At 69.6% G+C, this 19028-nt stretch carries 18 protein-coding genes; 9 read left to right on the forward strand and 9 right to left on the reverse strand.

Going from position 1 to position 19028, the window contains the following annotated elements:
• Nucleotides 1–42 precede the first annotated feature (42 nt).
• The 3 genes from AC4BEG_RS11505 to AC4BEG_RS11515 all read right to left on the reverse strand — a co-directional run bounded on the left by AC4BEG_RS11505 (nt 43) and on the right by AC4BEG_RS11515 (nt 1603).
• Nucleotides 43–411, reverse strand: coding sequence for a DUF6113 family protein (locus tag AC4BEG_RS11505; protein WP_490705786.1), 369 nt, complete (start codon nt 409–411; stop codon nt 43–45).
• Nucleotides 408–1292 (reverse strand): N-acetyl-1-D-myo-inositol-2-amino-2-deoxy-alpha-D-glucopyranoside deacetylase, encoded by an 885-nt coding sequence (mshB, locus tag AC4BEG_RS11510; protein WP_490705787.1) that lies wholly within the window; start codon nt 1290–1292, stop codon nt 408–410. Before mshB ends, AC4BEG_RS11505 begins: the two co-directional genes overlap by 4 nt.
• 116 nt (nt 1293–1408) lie before the next feature.
• Nucleotides 1409–1603, reverse strand: coding sequence for a hypothetical protein (locus AC4BEG_RS11515; RefSeq protein ID WP_176180810.1), 195 nt, complete (start codon nt 1601–1603; stop codon nt 1409–1411).
• Between the two features lie 437 nt (nt 1604–2040).
• Here AC4BEG_RS11515 and AC4BEG_RS11520 point away from each other — a divergent pair, with 437 nt between their 5' ends.
• Nucleotides 2041–4203, forward strand: coding sequence for a S9 family peptidase (locus AC4BEG_RS11520; protein ID WP_490705788.1), 2163 nt, complete (start codon nt 2041–2043; stop codon nt 4201–4203).
• 39 nt (nt 4204–4242) lie between these two features.
• On the opposite strand, the gene AC4BEG_RS11525 is transcribed toward AC4BEG_RS11520, so the two are convergent.
• Nucleotides 4243–5421, reverse strand: coding sequence for a hypothetical protein (locus tag AC4BEG_RS11525; protein ID WP_490705789.1), 1179 nt, complete (start codon nt 5419–5421; stop codon nt 4243–4245).
• A gap of 449 nt (nt 5422–5870) precedes the next feature.
• On the opposite strand from AC4BEG_RS11525, the gene AC4BEG_RS11530 reads away from it, so the two are divergent.
• The 5 genes from AC4BEG_RS11530 (at nt 5871) to AC4BEG_RS11550 (ending at nt 12085) form a co-directional block, all read left to right on the forward strand.
• Nucleotides 5871–6875 (forward strand): ABC transporter permease, encoded by a 1005-nt coding sequence (locus AC4BEG_RS11530; RefSeq protein ID WP_490705790.1) that lies wholly within the window; start codon nt 5871–5873, stop codon nt 6873–6875.
• 88 nt (nt 6876–6963) lie between these two features.
• On the forward strand, nt 6964–8751 hold the full coding sequence (locus AC4BEG_RS11535) for an ABC transporter substrate-binding protein (RefSeq protein ID WP_490705791.1): 1788 nt from the start codon (nt 6964–6966) through the stop codon (nt 8749–8751).
• A gap of 99 nt (nt 8752–8850) precedes the next feature.
• Nucleotides 8851–9828, forward strand: coding sequence for an ABC transporter permease (locus tag AC4BEG_RS11540; RefSeq protein ID WP_490705792.1), 978 nt, complete (start codon nt 8851–8853; stop codon nt 9826–9828).
• Nucleotides 9829–9840: 12 nt separating this feature from the next.
• The gene (locus AC4BEG_RS11545) at nt 9841–10917 is read left to right on the forward strand and encodes an ABC transporter ATP-binding protein (protein WP_490705793.1); all 1077 of its coding nucleotides are present in this window, start codon (nt 9841–9843) and stop codon (nt 10915–10917) included.
• Between the two features lie 13 nt (nt 10918–10930).
• On the forward strand, nt 10931–12085 hold the full coding sequence (locus AC4BEG_RS11550; RefSeq protein ID WP_490705794.1) for an ABC transporter ATP-binding protein: 1155 nt from the start codon (nt 10931–10933) through the stop codon (nt 12083–12085).
• Between the two features lie 25 nt (nt 12086–12110).
• Here AC4BEG_RS11550 and AC4BEG_RS11555 read toward each other — a convergent pair whose 3' ends face one another.
• From AC4BEG_RS11555 to AC4BEG_RS11565, 3 genes are all read right to left on the reverse strand, one after another.
• Nucleotides 12111–12497, reverse strand: coding sequence for a hypothetical protein (locus AC4BEG_RS11555; RefSeq protein WP_490705795.1), 387 nt, complete (start codon nt 12495–12497; stop codon nt 12111–12113).
• A gap of 53 nt (nt 12498–12550) precedes the next feature.
• Nucleotides 12551–13726 (reverse strand): methyltransferase domain-containing protein, encoded by a 1176-nt coding sequence (locus AC4BEG_RS11560; protein ID WP_490707059.1) that lies wholly within the window; start codon nt 13724–13726, stop codon nt 12551–12553.
• A gap of 518 nt (nt 13727–14244) precedes the next feature.
• Nucleotides 14245–14424: a DUF6415 family natural product biosynthesis protein gene (locus AC4BEG_RS11565; protein WP_490705796.1), complete on the reverse strand. Its 180-nt coding sequence runs from the start codon at nt 14422–14424 to the stop codon at nt 14245–14247.
• 155 nt (nt 14425–14579) lie between these two features.
• Between AC4BEG_RS11565 and AC4BEG_RS11570 the strand changes: the two genes are divergently transcribed.
• The 3 genes from AC4BEG_RS11570 (at nt 14580) to AC4BEG_RS11580 (ending at nt 16802) form a co-directional block, all read left to right on the forward strand.
• On the forward strand, nt 14580–15842 hold the full coding sequence (locus tag AC4BEG_RS11570; RefSeq protein ID WP_490705797.1) for a helix-turn-helix transcriptional regulator: 1263 nt from the start codon (nt 14580–14582) through the stop codon (nt 15840–15842).
• 14 nt (nt 15843–15856) lie between these two features.
• Nucleotides 15857–16222, forward strand: coding sequence for a hypothetical protein (locus AC4BEG_RS11575; RefSeq protein WP_490705798.1), 366 nt, complete (start codon nt 15857–15859; stop codon nt 16220–16222).
• A 157-nt stretch (nt 16223–16379) separates the two neighbouring features.
• On the forward strand, nt 16380–16802 hold the full coding sequence (locus AC4BEG_RS11580; protein WP_490707060.1) for a hypothetical protein: 423 nt from the start codon (nt 16380–16382) through the stop codon (nt 16800–16802).
• A gap of 84 nt (nt 16803–16886) precedes the next feature.
• On the opposite strand, the gene AC4BEG_RS11585 is transcribed toward AC4BEG_RS11580, so the two are convergent.
• Nucleotides 16887–17945: an ABC transporter ATP-binding protein gene (locus AC4BEG_RS11585; protein WP_490705799.1), complete on the reverse strand. Its 1059-nt coding sequence runs from the start codon at nt 17943–17945 to the stop codon at nt 16887–16889.
• Nucleotides 17938–18939 (reverse strand): ABC transporter ATP-binding protein, encoded by a 1002-nt coding sequence (locus AC4BEG_RS11590; RefSeq protein WP_490707061.1) that lies wholly within the window; start codon nt 18937–18939, stop codon nt 17938–17940. The genes AC4BEG_RS11585 and AC4BEG_RS11590 overlap by 8 nt, the downstream gene beginning before the upstream one ends.
• Nucleotides 18940–19028 lie beyond the last annotated feature (89 nt).

Raw genomic sequence — 19028 nt, forward strand, 5'->3', positions numbered from 1 at the left:
CGTCACGACACCCAGGGGGACTTACGCGACGGAAACGTCACGTCACTTACCAAGTCGGGCGGACCGCGCGGCCGGTTGCGGGACCAGCGGCAACGTGGCACAGATCACACCCGCGAACATCCCTCCCAGCAGGAAGACATACGACCCCAGGCCCGCGCCGAAGAGGAAGTCGCCCTCCGGGCGGGTGGAGGTGAGCAGCAGCACGGTGACCGTCCAGGCACCCGCGGGCACTCCGCCGCCCATCCGGGTGCCGGTGGCCTTGACGCCGCCGTAGCACAGCGCCACGACGCCGAGCAGCGCCAGCAGCAAACCGCCGGGGAACCAGGCGGCTTGGATCAGCGCACCGGCGGCGCCCACCAGCACCCCCACCACCGCGAGCAGCGCGTAGGCACCCAGGCGTGCGGCACTCATCCGGTCACCCCCGCGAACAGGTCGCCCTCGCGGTCCGCCCCGGCCTCGCCCCGGACGAGCCGGTAGTGCTCGTGGACGAAGAGCGGCTGGCCGAGGTCGTTGGAGAGGGCGAAGAAGGGGCCGTCCACCGCGATCTGGCTGGCATGGGCGCGCATGGCCGCGGTTTTGGCCCCGGCGTAGTCGCTGCCGTCGACGGCGGCGGTCACCTCGGTGTCGTCCACCACCCCGGGGACGTCGTCGACCGACGCGATGCCCGGGAAGAGCGACTTCCGGCCCGCCGCCCGCAGCCGGGCGAAGCCCTTCTCGACCGCCGAGCGCGGCACACAGTTCCAGTAGACCTTGGCGATCTCGTGGGGGGCGCCCAGATCGGGGCGGAAACCGGTGTCGGACGCCAGCTCGAAGGCGCGCATCGCGACCCGGTGGGCCTGGATGTGGTCGGGGTGGCCGTAGCCCCCGTTCCGGTCGTACGCGATCATGACCTGGGGCCGGAGCTCACGGATCACGGTCACCAGATGGCCCGCGGCCTCGTCGACGTCGGCCTGCCAGAAGCAGTCCGGGCGGTCGTTCTGCGGGGCGCCCATCATCCCCGAGTCGCGGTAGCGGCCGGGCCCGCCGAGGAAACGGTGATCCTCGACACCCAAGGCCGCCATCGCCGCGGCCAGTTCACCGATCCGGTGCGAGCCGAGCGCGTCGTCGCGGTCGGCGGCGAGATGCGCCAGGTCGGGTGGGATGACCTCGCCCTCTTCACCGAGGGTGCAGGTCACCAGCGTGACATGAGCACCCTCGGCGGCGTACTTCGCCATGGTGGCGCCGTTGTTGATCGACTCGTCGTCCGGATGCGCATGCACCAGGAGCAGACGACGGACGGGAAGAGCGGTCATGGGCACAGCCTACGATTCGCACACCCGTGCCCATAGGGCGCGGCATGGCGCCCCTCCGCTCCGGCGGCCGTACGCCACCCCACCCCGGACGACCGCGCGGTCGTGCGCTCCCGGGGTCAGAGATCCACGTCGCCGATCATGTCCGCCACATTGGTGGTGAGGTCGTCAATCGTCGGCGCGACCGACGAGCTGGCGAGATAGAAGCCGAGGAGCACACAGATGATCGCGTGCCCCGCCTTCAGCCCTGCCTTGTTGACGAGCATGAAGACGATGATCAGCAGCAGCACTACCAGCGAAATCGAGAGCGCCACAGCGGCTCACCTCCAGGTACACGCGCTCGGACGGACAACATTATTGATGCCACGGGGGCCCTACCCACTATGCGCAATCGATCATAACTATGGGCGCGTGCGCACGACTCGGTGCATGGGAGCATGACAGGGGCGCATGCCTGATTGCACGAACTGCCCTGCTGGCAGCACCACTTCACGCTGGTTATGCGCCATATCGGCGACTTCCGGGCTGGCTTGATCCTGCTGACCGTGGGGCCGGACTGTGCCGTCGGCACACGGCGCCGGTCCGGACCGGGCGTCCCGGCACGATGCCACCGCGAGTTCCGGCGGGGGTTCCACCGCGGGTTCCGGCGCGGGTTCCACCGCGAGTTCCGGCCGGCCCCGCCGGGGTCCACGGTCCGCGCGGATCCGCCCATCCGCTCCCTGGAGATCAACCGGACCCGTACGCTCGCCCTATGACCGGACAGCTCTCGTTCCCTCGGCAGCATGCGCGCACCCAGCGTTTCACCCTCGGGGCGCCCCGGGCCCTCGCCGTGGCCCCCGACGACTCGCGCGTCGTCTTCCTGCGGTCCCGCACCGGCACCGACCGGACGGGCCTGCTGTGGGTGTACGACCTGCACGGACACCGGGAGTACCCGGTCGCGGACCCCGAGAAGCTGCTCGGCGGCGCCGCGGAGGAGCTGTCCGCCGAGGAGCGGGCACGGCGCGAGCGCAGCCGCGAAGGGTCGGCCGGAGTGGTCGGCTACGCGGTGGACGCGGCCGTGGAGCTGGCCGCCTTCGCCCTCTCCGGGCGGCTGTTCACCGCCGATCTGACCGACGGCACCAGCCGTGAACTGCCGGTGCCGGGCCCGGTCGTGGATCCGCGCCCCTCCCCCGACGGCCGCCATGTCGCCTATGCGGCGGGCGGTGCGCTGCGGGTGGTCGGCGCCGACGGCGAGGGCGACCGGGCGCTCGCCGAACCGGAGGGTGACACCATCACCTACGGCCTCGCGGAGTTCATCGCGGCCGAGGAGATGGACCGTTCGCGCGGCTTCTGGTGGTCGCCCGACGGGGACGCCCTGCTGGTCGCGCGGGTCGACGACGCCCCCGTACGGCGCTGGTGGATCGCCGACCCCGCACACCCCCACCGGGAGCCCGCCGAGATCGCCTACCCGGCCGCGGGCACCTCCAACGCCGAGGTGCGGCTGATGCTGCTGGGTCTCGACGGCACCCGTACGGAGGTCGAGTGGGACCGGCAGCGCTATCCCTACCTCGCCCGGGTGCACTGGTCGGCCTACGGTCCGCCGCTCCTCCTGGTCCAGGCGCGGGACCAGCGCAGCCAGCTCTATCTGGCCGTGGACACCGAGTCCGGACGCACCAGCACGGTCCATGTCGACGAGGACGCGGTTTGGCTGGATCTTTTCCCTGGGGTTCCGGCGTGGACGCAGGATGGTCGGCTCGTGCGGATCGCGGACGAGGCCGGCGCCCGGGTGCTGATGGTCGGCGACCGCAAACTCACCTCCGGCGCCCTCCAGGTGCGCGCGGTCCTCGGCATCGGTGAGGAGGACGTGCTGTTCTCCGCCTCCCCCGGGGCCGGCGCGGGCCTTCCCGAACTCCCCGGTGAGATCGACGTCCACCGCGCCTGGTTCCGCGGCAGCGGCGACCAGGGCGGCTGGGAGCCGGTCGGCAAGCGGCCGTTCCCCGCGGTGCACTCCGCCGCGCGCGGCGGCGAGGTGATCGCCCTGTCGTACGCGGGTCTGGACCGGCCCGGGAGCCGGGTGGAGATCTTCCGGCCCGGGGACCACGGCACGGCCGAAACGCTCGCGGAGATCGCCTCGTACGCGGAAGCGCCGGTGCTCACCGCCCGTCCGCAGCTGGTGTTCGCGGGCAAGCACGACATCCCGTGCGCCGTCCTGCTGCCCACCGGCTACCGCGAGGGCGACGGGCCGCTGCCGGTGCTGATGGATCCGTACGGCGGTCCGCACGGCCAGCGCGTGGTGGCCTCCCACAACGCCCATCTGACCTCGCAGTGGTTCGCCGACCAGGGCTTCGCGGTGATCGTGGCCGACGGCCGCGGCACCCCCGGCCGCTCCCCCGGCTGGGAGAAGGCGGTGCGCGACGATCTCGCGGCCGTCTCGCTGGAGGACCAGGTGGAAGCGCTCACGGCGCTGGCCGGACGCTATCCGCTGGATCTGACGAAGGTGGCCATCCGCGGCTGGTCCTACGGCGGCTATCTCGCCGGTCTCGCGGTGCTGCGCCGCCCCGACGTCTTCCACGCGGGGGTGGTCGGCGCCCCGGTCACCGATCTGCGGCTGTACGACACCCACTACATGGAGCGGTATCTGGGCCTGCCGGACCAGCAGCCCGAGGTCTACGCCGCCAACTCCCTGGTGACCGACGAGGGGTTGTCCGGCGCGGCGGAGACCGTACGGCCGATGTTGATCGTCCACGGGCTGGCGGACGACAACGTGGTCGTCGCGCACAGCCTGCGGCTCTCCTCGGCGCTGCTGGCCGCGGGCCGTCCGCACGAGGTGCTTCCGCTGTCCGGAGTGACCCATATGACCCCACAGGAGCAGGTCGCGGAGAATCTGCTGCTGCTCCAGGTGGACTTCCTCAAGCGGTCCCTGGGGCTGCGTTAGCGGGTGCCGCCGCCCGCCGCAGCCGGCCCGCCGCTACCGCTACCAGCCCGGGGGCGGCGGGGGCGCGGCGGGCGGCGGCGGGGCGGACGGCGGGGTGACGGGCGGCGGCGGGGCGTAGCCGCCGCCGTGGCCGCCGTCGTAGCCCCCGCCGGGACCGCCGTCGCCGTAACCCCCGGGACCGGCGCCGTAACCCCCGGGCGCGGCGTCGGCGTACCCGCCCGGGTACCCGTACCCGTCTCCGTAGCCGTAGCCGTAGCCGCCGTACGCCGGGAGCGGGGGCGAGGGGTCGCCCCACGGCCGCCGCGCCAGCACAAGGAGCGCGACCAGCCCCGCCAGCGCCTCGACGAAGGCGGTGAGCACGCTGAGCACCCCCACCGTCGGCAGGTCGTCGATGTGGTCGACGTAGTCCAGCTTGATGTAGAGCGAGGCTTCACTGATGCCGTCGCCCAGCAGCAGCGCCCCCGCCGTCATACCCAGCGGACGGGACAGCGGCGCCCGCGCCAGCGCGGTACCGGCGGCGGTCAGCGCCAGGGCGATCACCGCCCACACCGTCCAGGCGGCGGGCGCGGCCAGCAGGGTGATCAGGGTGTGCTTGCCGCTCAGCAGATGCTTGTAGACGTCCCAGCCGCGCTCCTGGGCCCAGTAGATCTGCCAGCCGCCCAGGGCCACCGCGATGGCCCCCAGGAACAGCGCGGCGGTGACCGCCGCGCCCGGCGCGGGCCGCCCCGGCGGCTGGTCGGCGGTGGTGTGGAGGCCGCCGGGCGGGTCGAGGTCGGCCGGGCGGCGCGCCGCGGCCACCGTGGCCAGCAGCAGCCCGCCGAGCACCACCCCGGCCCACGCGGTCAGCTCGGCGCGGGTCTTGAGATCGTCGGGGATGCCCTGCATCCAGTCGGCGTCGAGGTTCCACAGACTCGGCAGCCGCACCACCACGGTCACCACCGCCACCGTCCCCAGCGCGCCCGCGGCGGACGAGGAGCGCAGGGCGGTGACCCCGACGGCCGCGTAGAGCGCCAGCAGGACAAGATCCAGCAGCGAGGAGCCGAAGACCGAGCCCGAGGCCCGGAACGGCATCCCCGCCCAGGTCCACCACAGATGGTCCGGCTCTTCGGCCTTGTCCAGGTCGTGGATGATCCACGCCAGCGAGATCAACCCGAGCACCGCGCAGACGAGCGCGCCGAAGACGCGCGCTCCGCGGGTAAGTATCCGTCCCTGCCCCATAGCCGTAGGTCTGCCCCACCTCACACCCCGGTCAACCGCCATGGCAGGAAGTGACCCACGGATCGTGACCGGCCGGGGCGACATGGCGCACCCCGGCCGGTTTACGGCACCCGCACGGCCCGTACGCGATCCAGTCTGACGCGTCCTCATTTCGGTGTTGGGACAGTGAAGTTGCCTGTGTGTGACGGCAGTTACGGCGCAAAGGCCATGGTTTGCCCGGGGTGACCGATCACTGTCAAGCACGTGGTCACGTCGATCTGCCAAATGTTCGCTCAAGACTGGGATGACCGGCACATCCGCCCTCGTACGCATCTTGACTGGGCAGTTCAAGGGTTGCGACAGTCCGCTCAACCCGGCACGCACGCACGACCACAGCGGGCGGGCAGCGATAGACGCGCGTAAACAACGCGAGTTGACGGTGTGACACCAGTGCGGGGGGTCGCTACGCGATGACGAGTCCATCCCAGACCACCGTGGCCGAGAAAGCCGCCCCGGCCGCGGAGGGCAAGACTCCGGCCGGTCTGTCACCCCGTCAGCTGATGTGGCGGCGTTTCCGGCGGGACCGGGCCGGTGTGATCTCCGCCGGTGTGGTGCTGTTCTTCTTCGTCGTCGCCCTGCTGGCGCCGCTGATCGCGTCGCTGTACGGCAAGGATGCGTACACCACCTACGGCCTGGACCGCCCCGAGCTGCTGGACCCGCTCACCGGCTATCCGATGAAGCCCAACGGCGGTATCGACGGCGAGTTCTGGTTCGGTATCGAACCCAAGCTGGGCCGCGATGTGCTGATGCAGCTGGTGTACGGCATCCGCACCTCGCTGCTGATCGGGCTGGCCGCGACCGTGCTGTCCACGCTCACCGGCATCGTGATCGGCGTGCTCGCGGGCTATATGGGCGGCCGTACCGACTACCTCCTGGGCCGACTCATCGATCTGCTGCTGTCCTTTCCGCAGCAGCTGTTCTTCGTCGCCTTCATGCCGGTGGTCACCGCGCTGTTCGTCAGCCCGCAGAAGGAGACGCCCACCTATTTCCGGGTGACCGCCCTGGTGGTGGTGTTGTGGCTGCTGGGCTGGATGCAGCTGGCCCGGCTGCTGCGCGGGCAGGTGCTCTCGCTGAGGGAGCGGGAGTTCGTCGAGGCGGCCAAGGTGACCGGTGCCTCACCGTGGCGGATCGTCCGCAAGGAGCTGCTGCCCAACCTCGGCACCCCGATCCTGGTGCAGGCCACGCTGATGCTGCCGAACTTCGTGACGGCCGAGGCGGCGCTGTCCTTCCTCGGGGTCGGGGTGGTCGAACCGACCCCCGACTGGGGCCGGATGTTCGCCAAGGGCGCCAACTTCTACGAGGGCGACATCACCTACATGTTCTTCCCCGGCATCGCCATGGTGGTCTTCGTGGTCGCCTTCAACCTGCTCGGGGACTCGGTCCGGGACGCGATGGACCCGAAGACCACCCGCTGATCCGGGGCCGGAGATACGGCAGAGGCAGAACGGCAGAGGCAGATAACGGCAGAGTGTTCCGTTTCGACGAGGCAGGTGCATGACCACCATGACGTTGAACCACCGGCGCAGAGCCCGCACCATCGCCGTCGCCCTGGCCGCGGGGGCCCTGGCGCTGGCCGGATGCAGCAGCGGGGGCGGCTCGGACCCCAAGGAGTCCACGGAGCCGAAGATGAAGTCCCAGGACATCACCCTGGGCACCACCGCCGACTCCACGGGCCCCGCCAAGGACCTGCCGGGCGCCAAGAAGGGCGGCACGGTGACGGTGCTCCAGCGGGACGCGTTCGAGCATCTGGACCCGGGGCAGATCTATGTCAGCGATGAGCTGATCATGCAGACCCTCTACAACCGCACCCTGACCAACTACCGGATCGACGACAAGACGGGCAAGGTCACGCTGGTCGGCGACCTCGCCACCGACACCGGCAAGTCCTCCGACGGCGGCCGTACCTGGACCTACACCCTCAAGGACGGGCTGAAGTTCGAGGACGGCTCGCCGATCACCTCCAAGGACGTGCGGCACGCCATCGAGCGGCTCTACGCCCCCTTCGAGACCAACGGCCCGACCTATCTCCAGCAGTGGCTCTCCGGGGACGGCCAGAAGTACCGCAAGGCGCTGCCGGACGGCCCGTACAAGGGCAAGCATCTGCCGAAGACGGTGCTGGACACCCCGGACGACAAGACCGTCATCTTCCACTTCGACCAGCCGCGCGCCGAGGTGCCCTTCGCGGTGGCCATGCCCAACATCGGCGCGGTCCCGCCCGAGAAGGACACCAAGGAGAAGTACGACAAGGCGCCGTTGGCCTCCGGCCCTTACAAGATCCGGAACTTCAAGCCGGGCAAGGGCATCGAGTTCGTCAAGAACACGCAGTGGGACCCCAAGACCGACTCGATACGCCATCAGTACGTCGACACCTTCGACGTCAACTTCGGCCACCAGTGGGTGGACTCCACCCGCCGGCTCCAGGCCGCCAAGGGCGGCGACCGGAACGGGATGACGTTCACCAACCCGGTCGACCCCTCGCAGATCTCCTCGGTCCTCAAGAACAAGGAGGCGATGGCCCGGTCGCTGACCAAAACGCAGCCCTATGTGGATGTCGTCTCGATCAACACCGATCGCGTCAAAGACAAGAAGGTGCGCGAGGCGATCGCCTGGGCGTTCCCCAGCGGTCAGTACCTCCAGCAGTTCGGCGGTCCGAAGGCCGGTGAGATCGGCGGCGGTCTGGTCGGGCCGACCCTCAAGGGCTACGACCCCTCCTTCGACCCGTTCCAGAAGCGCAAGTACCCCGGCGGCAACGCCAAGAAGGCCCGGCAGCTGCTGAAGGAAGCGGGCAAGGACGGCTACGAACTGGTCTACGGCTACGGCAACGGCGACGCCCACCAGGACGCCTCGCTGGTCGTCGAACGGGCCCTGGAACGCGCCGGATTCAAGGTCCAGAAGAAGGAGATCGACCAGACCACCTACTACACACAGGTCGGCAAGGTCGACAACAAGTACGACCTCTACCGGTCCTCGTGGGGTGCCGACTGGCCTTCCGCCTCGACCGTGGTCCCGCCGCTGTACGACGGCAAGAACGTCTACAACGACTCCCCGAACTACTCCCACCTCGATGTCCCGTGGATCAACAAGGACATCGCCCGGGTCGAGAAGCTCAGCGATCTGAACAAGGCCACCACCGAGTGGATCAAGCTCAGCGAGAAGATCTTCACCGAAGAGGTACCCGCGGTGCCGACCTTCTACAACCGGCTGTTCACCCTCTGGGGCCCGGGTCTCGGCGGAGTGAAGTACCACGCGGTCTACGGAGCCGTGGACCCCACGGCCGTCTTCGTCAAGTAGCAGCGGCCGCACGGAACCCGGCCGCGCCGCGTACCACGCCGTCACCGGCGCCCGCGCGGCGCGGCCGGGGCCCGCCCTTACCGGAAGATCCCCGACGCCATGTTGAGATTCCTCGCCCGCCGGACCCTCGGCGCGATCGTGATCCTCCTCCTGATCAGCGCGATCACGTTCTTCCTCTTCTTCGCCCTGCCCGCCGAACCCGCGCGGCTCGCCTGCGGCAAGAACTGCGACCCGACATCGCTCGCGATCATCAACAAGAACCTCGGCCTGGACCAGCCGGTCCCGGTCCAGTACGCGAAGTTCATGGTGGGGATCTTCGTGGGGCGCGACTTCGCCGTCGGCCACTGTGACGCCCCCTGCTTCGGCTACTCCTTCGTCAGCCAGGAACAGGTCTGGGGCACCATCGTGGACCGCTTCCCCACCACCCTCTCGCTGGCCGTCGGCGGCGCCGCGGTGTTCCTGGTGTTCGGCGTCGGCATCGGCATGATCGCGGCCTGGCGGCGCGGCACCTGGGTGGACAAGTTCGTCAGCTCGCTGTCGCTGCTCGGCGCGTCCATGCAGATCTACTTCGTCGGGGTGCTCTGTCTGGCCTGGTTCGTCAGCGGCCTCGGCATCATGGAGCAGCCCGCGTACCACGCCATCACCGACGATCCGGCGAAGTGGTTCAGCGGGATGCTGCTGCCCTGGCTGGTGCTGTCGCTGATCTTCATGGCCAACTACAGCCGGATGACCCGCTCCCAGATGGTCGAGCAGTTGCAGGAGGACCACGTCCGCACGGCCCGCGCCAAGGGGCTGTCCAGCCGCACGGTGTTCTTCCGCTACGCCTGGCGCGGCGCCATCGCCCCCATCGTCACCATCTTCGGCATCGACCTCGGATCGCTCTTCGGCGGGGCGATGGTCACCGAGTACACCTTCACCCTGCACGGCATCGGACGGCTGGCGGTGGAGTCCGTCCAGCTGACCGATCTGCCCATGCTGATGGGGGTGATGCTGGTCAGCGCCGCGGCCATCGTGGTGTTCAACATCCTGGTCGACGCCGCCTACGCCTTCATCGACCCGCGCGTGCGCCTCGCCTAGGAGCCTGCCGAGATGACCACCCTCACCAAACCCGACGACGGCGGCACGACGCCACCGGCCGACCCCGGCTCCGCCTTTCTGTCGGTGCGCGACCTGTACGTCCGCTTCTCCACCGAGGACGGCGTCGTCAAGGCCGTCGATGGACTCTCCTTCGACCTCGAACGCGGCCGGACGCTCGGCATCGTCGGCGAGTCCGGCTCCGGCAAGTCCGTCACCAACCTCACCGTGCTCGGACTGCACGATCCGCGCACCACCGAGGTCCGCGGCGAGATCCTGCTCGACGGCCGGGAGCTGACCGGCGCGCCGGAACGCACCCTGGAGACCCTGCGCGGCAACACCATGGCAATGATCTTCCAGGATCCGCTGACCGCGCTGTCCCCGTACTACACGGTGGGCCGCCAGATCGCCGAGCCGTTCCGCAAACACACCGGCGCCTCCAAGCGCGAGGCCCGCGCGCGGGCGGTGGAGATGCTGCGGAAGGTCGGCATCCCCAACCCCGCACTGCGGGTGGACGACTATCCGCACCAGTTCTCCGGCGGGATGCGGCAGCGCGCAATGATCGCCATGTCGCTGGTCTGCAACCCCGATCTGCTGATCGCCGACGAGCCGACCACCGCCCTCGATGTCACCGTCCAGGCCCAGATCCTGGATCTGCTCAAGGACCTCCAGCAGGAGTTCGGCTCCGCGATCATCCTCATCACCCACGATCTGGGCGTGGTCGCCAACACCGCCGACGATCTGCTGGTGATGTACGCGGGCCGGGCGGTGGAGCGGGGCACCGTCCGCGAGGTGCTGCGGGCGCCCCGGCATCCGTACACCTGGGGGCTGCTGGGGTCGATGCCACGGCTCTCCTCCGACGTCGACGAACCGCTGAGCCCCATCCCCGGCACCCCGCCCAGCCTGCTCAGCCCGCCCCCGGGCTGTCCGTTCCATCCGCGGTGCGCCTTCACCGGCGAGGTGGACGGCGACCGCTGCCGGACCGAGCGGCCGGTGCTGCCGGAGCGGCGGGGCGGCGCCTGCCACCTCACGGACGAGCGGAAGCAGACCCTCTTCACCGAGCAGATCAAGCCCCGTCTTGGCCGGGGCTAGGGAGCCGTTGACCATGAGCACTGTGCCCGACGCTTCGCCGATCGCGGCCGGGGAACCCCTCCTGGCAGGAGAACCCCTCCTGGTCGCCGAGAAGCTGACCAAACACTTCCCGATCATGGGCGGCTTTCCGATCCGGCGGAAGGTCGGGGCCGTCCAGGCGGTCGACGGGGTGGATCTGGCCGTACGCGCGGGCGAGAGCTTCGGCCTGGTCGGCGAGTCCGGCTGCGGCAAGTCCACCACCGGGCGACTGCTGACCCGGCTGCTGGAGCCCACCGCCGGGACGCTCCACTACCGGGGCCGGGACATCACCCACGCGGACCGCAAACAGCTGGCGCCGATCCGCTCCGAGATCCAGATGATCTTCCAGGATCCGTACTCCTCGCTGAACCCCCGGCAGACCGTGGGCACCATCATCTCCGGCCCGATGGAGATCAACGGCATCCGTCCGCCGGGCGGCCGGGAGGCGCGGGTACGGGAGCTGCTGGAGACCGTCGGGCTCAACCCCGAGCACTACAACCGGTTTCCGCACGAGTTCTCCGGCGGCCAGCGGCAGCGCATCGGGGTCGCCCGCGCGCTCGCCCTCGAACCCAAGCTGATCGTGGCCGATGAACCGGTCTCCGCGCTCGATGTCTCCATCCAGGCGCAGGTCGTCAATCTGCTCCGGCAGCTCCAGCGCGAGCTGGGCATCGCCTTCCTGTTCATCGCCCATGACCTGGCGGTCGTACGACACTTCTCACAGCGGGTCGCGGTGATGTACCTGGGCAAGGTGGTGGAGGTCGGCGACCGCGACTCCATCTACCGCCGCCCCCGCCACCCGTACACCCACGCCCTGCTCTCCGCGGTCCCGGACGCGGCGGCCGTCATGGACGCGGGCGAGGACGCCGGGGAAGACAACGGTTCAGCGGCGGCCCGCCGGGAGCGCATCCGGCTCGCCGGGGACGTCCCCTCCCCCATCCAGCCGCCCTCGGGCTGCCGCTTCCGCACCCGCTGCTGGAAGGCGCAGGACAAGTGCGCCCGGGAAGAGCCCCCACTGCTGCGGATCCCCGGCAACCGCGAAGGCCATCTGTCCGCCTGCCACTTCCCCGAGGACCCCACCCTGGAGGCCCGCGGCCAGGACATCGTCCTGGACCCGGCACTGATCGCGGCGGAGGACGTCAGCAAGGACTGACCCGGGCTTATGTGGTGGACGCGGTTCACCCGGTGGCGTACGAGGCCCAGGGCACCTCACAGGGCGAACGGTGCCCGGGATCCGGGCAGATGACCCGCGCCAGCTCGGCGCGCAGTCCCTCCGTCCCGGCCGCCGGGACGGAGGACAGCGCCACCCGGATCTCCCACACGGCCCGCGCCCCGGGGTCCGCCCCGGGATGGCTCAGCCGCCACTGCTCGACGAGGTCCTCGTAGAACGCCCCGAGCGACATCCCGTCGCCCCCGCCCGTCAACTCCCCCGCCCCAACCACCGACACCCGGTACCCCAGCCCCCGAGCCCCCAGCAGCCGCCCACAGGCCGCGGCCAGCCCGGCGGCGGTCTCCTCGGTCGCGTAGATGCCGAGCCGGATCTCCACGGATTGGTCATCGCCCATGCCCGCGACGGTAATTGTTGTGACGGCGAGGGTGAAGCCTCGGATGATTCCGGTCAGCTCAGGTCGGGCACCAGCTGCTCCGGGAAATCCAGCCAAGCCGTGTGCTTGCCTTCGGGCGTGATCGTCATGCCGAAGCGGTCCGGCCCTGGGCTGCCCATGGACCGCCACCATTCATAAGCGGCCTCGACCACGGCCCACAGGCGACGGGGGCCGTGCTCCCAGACCGTGAACCGATCAGCGCTCCGGCCGTCCCAGTCGACGGCCGCCCAGGACGCGGCGTCGGTGGTGGCCAGCCACAGCCGGGAAACCACCCCGTCCACGTCGGGGTTGTTGTGCCAGGTCCGCCATACGTTCCGGAGCTGAAGCCCGATGGCGAACTGCGCCGCCCAATCGTCCCCAGTCACTGCCCATGGCGACAGGCGGGTGACCGACTCGGCAGGTACGTGCTCGTCCCGGACCACATCCCGGTAGATCCGCAGGTCGGTGCGCTGGTTGCGCATGAGCATGAACGCCGAGTGCGGAGAGAACCACCCCGATGCCAGCCCCCGCCCGTCCACCGTCAGCCGCAACAGGCCGTAGCAGAACCACGGCGACTCCCACGGGGTCAGGATCACCCCGCCCGGTCTCGTCTGCTCCACCCACGCACGGGGCACCTGCCGCACCGAACAGGTGGCAATCACCCGGTCATACCGAGCGCTTGCCGCGCATCCGGCCGCGCCGTCACCGGTGACGACCCGCGGCTCCAGGCCAGCAGCCTTGAGGCTGGTCGCAGCCTGCGCGGCCAGAGCGGGATCCACCTCTACCGTGGTCACCAACCCCGCACCCAGCCGATGCGACAGGAGGGCGGCGTTCCAGCCCGTGCCCGTCCCGATCTCCAGCACGCGGTGCCCGTTCGCCACGCGCGCCATGGTGAGCATGCGGAAGACGATGGAAGGTGCCGACGCCGACGACGAGGGCCAACGCTCGCCATCGCCCGGATCGACACCGTCGTTGATCTGCGTCACCACCGGGCCGTCCGCGTAGGCCGCATGGAGCCAAGCCGACGGATCCGCACTCTTGGTGCAGGCTGCCAGGTCATCCCCCACCCACACCTTCTCCGGCAAGAACGCGTGCCGGGGCACAGCCCAGAATGCCCGTTCCCACTCCGGCGCGAGCGCCCCGGACAGCGTTTCCTCGAGAGTGCCGAGCAGACCGCGCATGGCGATCTGCTCAGCTCCGTTGTTCACCATCACCAGGCGCGCTCTACTTCCCGTGCTTCGGCGGCTGCTTGGGCTGGGCCGTGTCCGGTGACGGCGCCGACGTACCCGGGTCCTTCTTCCCCGCATGCTTCCCGTCGCCGCCACTGTCACCCTTGCCGGTACCCCATGCCATAACTACTCCCTCGGTTGTGGTGTCACTGCGGTGGTGGAACAACTCCCCCGGCCCCAGTCGCAACAGCGACCGGAGACGAGAGTCATTGGGCAGCCGCCAGGGCCAAGACCAGGCCGATACTGACGGCGATCACGAAGACGTAGAGCGGGCCGGCGAAGCGGCACACGAAGCCGACGAGCCGTGTCACGCCCCCTCCGCTTCTCCGGAGCTCGACAGCCCGGAGACCTCCAGGAGCCACCTACAGGTGTAGCCCAAGGTCTTCGCACGCCACGCGGCGGACTGCAATCCGGCGCCGAGCCCCTGCGTCACCTCGTGTGGAATGGTGTCCAGTTTGCTACGCCTCTGGTACCACTCCACCGAGCCATGCCACATGCCATCAATCCGCTTGGCCCGCGACAGGCATCAGTACCTCAATGTGTCCCACCAAGGCCCTGTGTAATTCACACAGTTCGTCGTACGGCGGCAACACCGACTGCTCGGCCAGGGCTCCGCTGATCGCCGTCTTGATCGCGTCCAAATCAACGGAGTCAGATACTCTGAGGCTCTGCTTCTCCATAGCTTGCACCCCTCGCTGCCCTTGCCCTTGTCGGCATCGCTGACACCGTCAAGGGAACCGCCGCGAGAGGAATACCTCCACGGCATCGATGCGGCACTCTTGATGCACATCCGTGCACCGGATGCACCGGCCACACAGACGGGAGGGGGCTGGGAGTGGACCTTGCTCAACGGCGGAAGGTCCTGGGCTACAGTCAGGAATCGCTTGCACATGCGCTCGGCGTCGACCGCACGACGGTCAGCCGCTGGGAGAGCGGAAGGAACGCGCCTCAGCCTCCCTTACGCCCCCAGCTGGCAGAGGTGCTACAAGTCGACCTCGCCGACCTGGACGCCTTAGTAACGCACGGAGCGCAGCCGGAACCTTTGCCCCAGGAGTCCGTAGGGGCGCCGCTCAGCGACGACGACAGCCCGGGAGACACCGAGGACATGATCCGACGCGAATTCCTGCGCGCGATAGCGGTAATTGGAGCAGACACACCCCTCCCTCCCGACGAGGCCGAAAGGCTCGACGAGGGGGTGAGCCGAGGGGCCGCGGATTTCTTACGGATGAATGGGCACCTGTGGCAGGTGTACCAGCTCGCACGCGCCAAGGGGTCGGTCGTACCGGTCGTGCGTGACCAGCTCGCCGCCATGAACAAGGCGCTCACCGGGCGTTCAGCCACACAGTCTCAGGCACTGTGCAGCGCTGCGGGCGATCTCTTCCAACTCGCCGGAGAACTGGCCTTCGACAACAACCGATACACGGATGCGGTCGCTTCATACTCCGCCGCCGCGTCGGCGAGCAAAGAGGCGGGAGACTTCGATCTCTGGGCCTGTGCACTGGTCCGGCACGCCTATGTCGATGTCTACGAGCGTCGCTACAGGGAGGCTGCGGACCTCCTGTCGGCTGCCGAAAGGGTCGCCAGGCGGGGCGACAGCACGCTGTCGACGCGCCATTGGGTCGCATCCGTGCAGGCCGAGGTCCATGCAGGCTTGGGCGACCTCACGGCGTGTGAACGCGCCTTGGACGAGGCTGAGAACGTCGTTCATCTGGCCGACTGCGGGCACAACGGCGGCTGGCTACGGTTCGACGGCGCACGTCTGGCTGAAGAGCGAGGAGCCCGCTACGCACAGCTCGGACGCCTCGATCTCGCCGAAAAGACCCTCACTGCCGCCCTTGACCAAGACGCGCTGGCCGCCGGGCAGTCCTTCCGTCGCCGAGGGGCTGTCCTCGTCGATCTCGCTCTCATCGGTGCGCGGCGTCGCGATCCTGACCAGGTCGTCTCATTCGGCCGTGAAGCCGTGCAGCTTGCGCAAGAATCTTCCTCCGGCTATGTCGCCCGTAGACTCCGCATGCTGCGAGCCGAGCTCGACCACGTGGTCCGCGATGGCCGGGTGGCCGCGCTGGGGGCAGAGATCGACGCATTGAGCAGGACGTGATGGGAGGAATACACATGTCTCAGATCGAAGGCGCACAGGTGTTCCGCGAGGCGTGGATCGCTGGGGTGCGGGCCCACTTCCCCGGTGAACCGAAGGCCGGCTATGTGACCCCGTGGGAGGACACACCCGAGTGGGAACGTGAAGCCGCTGGAGCCGTGTACGAACAGGTCCGCCAGTTCCTCTCTGTGAGTGGTGGTCAAGCCTCGCGACTGTCACGCGAGCAGAAGAGCCGGTTCGTCGCGACGTGCTGGACCGCGCAGATGTTCAAGCACTTCGAGAACCCCAAGCCGGGATACGTGGCGGACTGGCCGGAGATGCCCGACTGGCAGCAGGAGACTGACGCCGACATCTTCGAGGCTATCGAGAAGGCTCTGAACTGAGACAGATGTGCAGCCGGATCATCGAGCGTGCCCGCGGGCTCAGACGGTCCTGCACATCGACGACCGTCTGCACGGCATCTACCTGTGATCACGAGAGGAACGGACCATGCGAGTCGGCATCACCGGACACCGCGGCCTGCCCCCACAGACTGAGCGACTGGTCCGCCGAGCACTCCGCGAAGAAGTCGAGCGCCATGGGCCTGATCTGGTGGCGGTCTCATGCATCGCCGATGGCCCCGACTGCTGGTTTGCTGAGATGGTGCTTGACGCCGACGGCTCACTCGAGGTGGTGATCCCCGCGGAGAAGTACCGCGAGGGGCTGCCGGAGGAGCACCACCAGACCTACGACCGTCTGATTCAACGGGCCGCCGATCTCCACCACGCCGGGCTGGTGGAGTCGGACTCGCAGGCTCATATGGCGGGGAGCGAAATCCTGGTGGGCGTCGTGGACGAACTGGTGGCGGTCTGGGACGGGCAGCCCGCGCGCGGGTATGGCGGCACGGCTGACGTCGTGTCCTACGCCGAGCGCACCGGTGTCCGCACCCGGGTGATCTGGCCAGAGGGCGCAACCCGGGACTGACCACAGCGAGCCCGGCGCTGGTCCGGTGGCAGGTGGACCCTTCGCCGCGGGCGTCCCGGGCGCGTTCCGCCGGGTGCGCTGGGGCTAACGGTGCGCCACAGCGACGCGCTCCTCCGCGAAGTGGCAGGCCGAGGCGTGGGCGGCCGGGCCGTCGGTGGTGCGGAACGCCTCGGGGACGGCCAATGCCGGTACCTCCACGGCGCAGCGGTCCTGGGCCTTCCAGCAGCGGGTGCGGAAGCGGCAGCCGGAGGGTGGGGCGGCCGGGGAGGGGACGTCGCCGGAGAGCAGGATGCGGGTGCGGCGGGCGCGGGCGGCGGGGTCGGGGACCGGGACGGCGGACAGCAGGGCCTGGGTGTAGGGGTGGGTCGGATGCTCGTAGATCTCGGTGTCGGTGCCGGTCTCCGCGAAGCGGCCCAGGTACATCACCGCCACCCGGTCGCAGATGTGCCGCACCACCGACAGGTCGTGGGCGATGAAGACGTAGGAGAGGCCGAACTCGTCCTGGAGCCGCTCCATCAGGTTCACCACCTGTGCCTGGATGGAGACATCGAGCGCGGAGACCGGTTCGTCGGCGACGATGACCTCCGGCCGGAGGGCGAGGCCGCGGGCGATGCCGACGCGCTGCCGCTGGCCGCCGGAGAACTGGTGCGGATAGCGGTTGATGTGCTCGGGGTTGAGGCCGACGACGTCCAGCAGTTCCTGGACCCGGCGTCGGCGGTCGCCCTTGGGCGCGGCGTCGGGGTGGATCTCGTACGGCTCGCCGATGATGTCGCCCACGGTCATCCGGGGGTTGAGCGAGGTGTACGGGTCCTGGAAGACCATCTGGATGTTGCGCCGGACCTGGCTGAGCGCCCGGCCGGAGAGCCGGCTGATGTCCTCGCCGCGGTAGCGGATCGCCCCGGCGGTCGGCCGCTCCAGGTTGACCAGCAGCCGGGCGACGGTGGATTTGCCGCAGCCGGATTCGCCGACGATGCCGAGCGTCTCGCCGCGCCGCAGGTCGAAGGAGACGGTGTCGACGGCCCGGACCGCGCCGATCCGCCGTTTGAACAGGACGCCCCGGGTGAGCGGATAGTGCTTGGCGAGGTCGCGCACCTCGAGAACGGGCTCGGCGGGCTCGGCGGGCTCGGCGGGCTGCTCAGGCATCGAGTTCGTCCTTCCAGAAGTGGCAGGCGCTGGCCCGGCCAGGTGCGACGGTGTCCGTCGCGTCCGGCACCTCGTACAGCGGCGGGCGTTCGGTGCGGCAGATGTCCTGGGCGCGCGGGCAGCGCGGGTGGAAGGGGCAGCCGGTGGGGACGGTGAGCAGGCTGGGCGGCAGGCCCTTGATCGCGTACAGCTCCTTGCCCTTGTGGTCCACACGGGGAATGGAGTCCAGCAGTCCGCGGGTGTACGGATGGGCCGGGCGCCGGTAGAGCTCCTGGACCGGCGCGGTCTCCACGATCCGGCCCGCGTACATCACCGCGATCTCGTCGGCGACGTCCGCGACCACCCCGAGGTCATGGGTGATGAGGATCAGCCCCATCGCGTACTCGCGGCGCAGTTCGTCGAGGAGATCCATCACCTGGGCCTGGACGGTGACATCGAGGGCGGTGGTGGGTTCATCGGCGATGATCAGCTCGGGCTCCAGGGCGATCGCCATGGCGATCATGATGCGCTGGCGCATCCCGCCGGAGAACTGGTGCGGATAGTCGTTCACCCGCGCCTTCGCCGCGGGGATGCGGACCCGGTCCATCAGCTCGACCGCCCGCGTCCGGGCGTCCTTGCGGGACATCCCGCGGTGCACCTCGTACATCTCGGCGAGCTGGGCGCCCACCGTCAGCACCGGGTTGAGGGCCGACAGCGCGTCCTGGAAGATCATCGCCATCGAGGCGCCGCGTACCGAGCGCCGCTCCCGCGGGCTCATGGTCAGCAGGTCCCGCCCGCGGAAGAGGACCTGGCCGCCGGTGACGAAGGCGGGCGGGGAGTCGAGGATGCCCATGACGGCCTGGGCGGTCACCGACTTGCCGGAGCCGGACTCGCCCAGCACGGCCAGCGTCCGGCCCGCGTCCACGCCGTAGCTGACCCCGCCGACGGCCTCGGCGACGCCGTCCCGGGTGCGGAATTCGACCCGGAGGTCGCGTACGTCCAGCAGGCGGGTCACGTCCGGCGCTTGGGTCACGTTCGGCTCCTCGGGGCGGTCGGCGGGCTCCTGACGCGTGGTGGGGGCTCCTCGGCGCGGCGCCGCTCAGG

The sequence above is a fragment of the Streptomyces sp. JLBJ103 genome (assembly GCF_058215575.1).

Bases quoted from the DNA above. Each gene is read 5' to 3' on its own strand.
- AC4BEG_RS11575 (WP_490705798.1), top strand. From the start codon at position 15,857: ATGTCTCAGATCGAAGGCGCACAGGTGTTCCGCGAGGCGTGGATCGCT.
- AC4BEG_RS11585 (WP_490705799.1), bottom strand. From the start codon at position 17,945: ATGCCTGAGCAGCCCGCCGAGCCCGCCGAGCCCGCCGAGCCCGTTCTC.
- AC4BEG_RS11545 (WP_490705793.1), top strand. From the start codon at position 9,841: ATGACCACCCTCACCAAACCCGACGACGGCGGCACGACGCCACCGGCC.
- AC4BEG_RS11540 (WP_490705792.1), top strand. From the start codon at position 8,851: ATGTTGAGATTCCTCGCCCGCCGGACCCTCGGCGCGATCGTGATCCTC.
- AC4BEG_RS11520 (WP_490705788.1), top strand. From the start codon at position 2,041: ATGACCGGACAGCTCTCGTTCCCTCGGCAGCATGCGCGCACCCAGCGT.
- AC4BEG_RS11525 (WP_490705789.1), bottom strand. From the start codon at position 5,421: ATGGGGCAGGGACGGATACTTACCCGCGGAGCGCGCGTCTTCGGCGCG.
- AC4BEG_RS11560 (WP_490707059.1), bottom strand. From the start codon at position 13,726: ATGGTGAACAACGGAGCTGAGCAGATCGCCATGCGCGGTCTGCTCGGC.
- AC4BEG_RS11530 (WP_490705790.1), top strand. From the start codon at position 5,871: ATGACGAGTCCATCCCAGACCACCGTGGCCGAGAAAGCCGCCCCGGCC.
- AC4BEG_RS11550 (WP_490705794.1), top strand. From the start codon at position 10,931: ATGAGCACTGTGCCCGACGCTTCGCCGATCGCGGCCGGGGAACCCCTC.
- AC4BEG_RS11555 (WP_490705795.1), bottom strand. From the start codon at position 12,497: ATGGGCGATGACCAATCCGTGGAGATCCGGCTCGGCATCTACGCGACC.
- AC4BEG_RS11565 (WP_490705796.1), bottom strand. From the start codon at position 14,424: ATGGAGAAGCAGAGCCTCAGAGTATCTGACTCCGTTGATTTGGACGCG.
- AC4BEG_RS11535 (WP_490705791.1), top strand. From the start codon at position 6,964: ATGACGTTGAACCACCGGCGCAGAGCCCGCACCATCGCCGTCGCCCTG.
- AC4BEG_RS11505 (WP_490705786.1), bottom strand. From the start codon at position 411: ATGAGTGCCGCACGCCTGGGTGCCTACGCGCTGCTCGCGGTGGTGGGG.
- mshB (WP_490705787.1), bottom strand. From the start codon at position 1,292: ATGACCGCTCTTCCCGTCCGTCGTCTGCTCCTGGTGCATGCGCATCCG.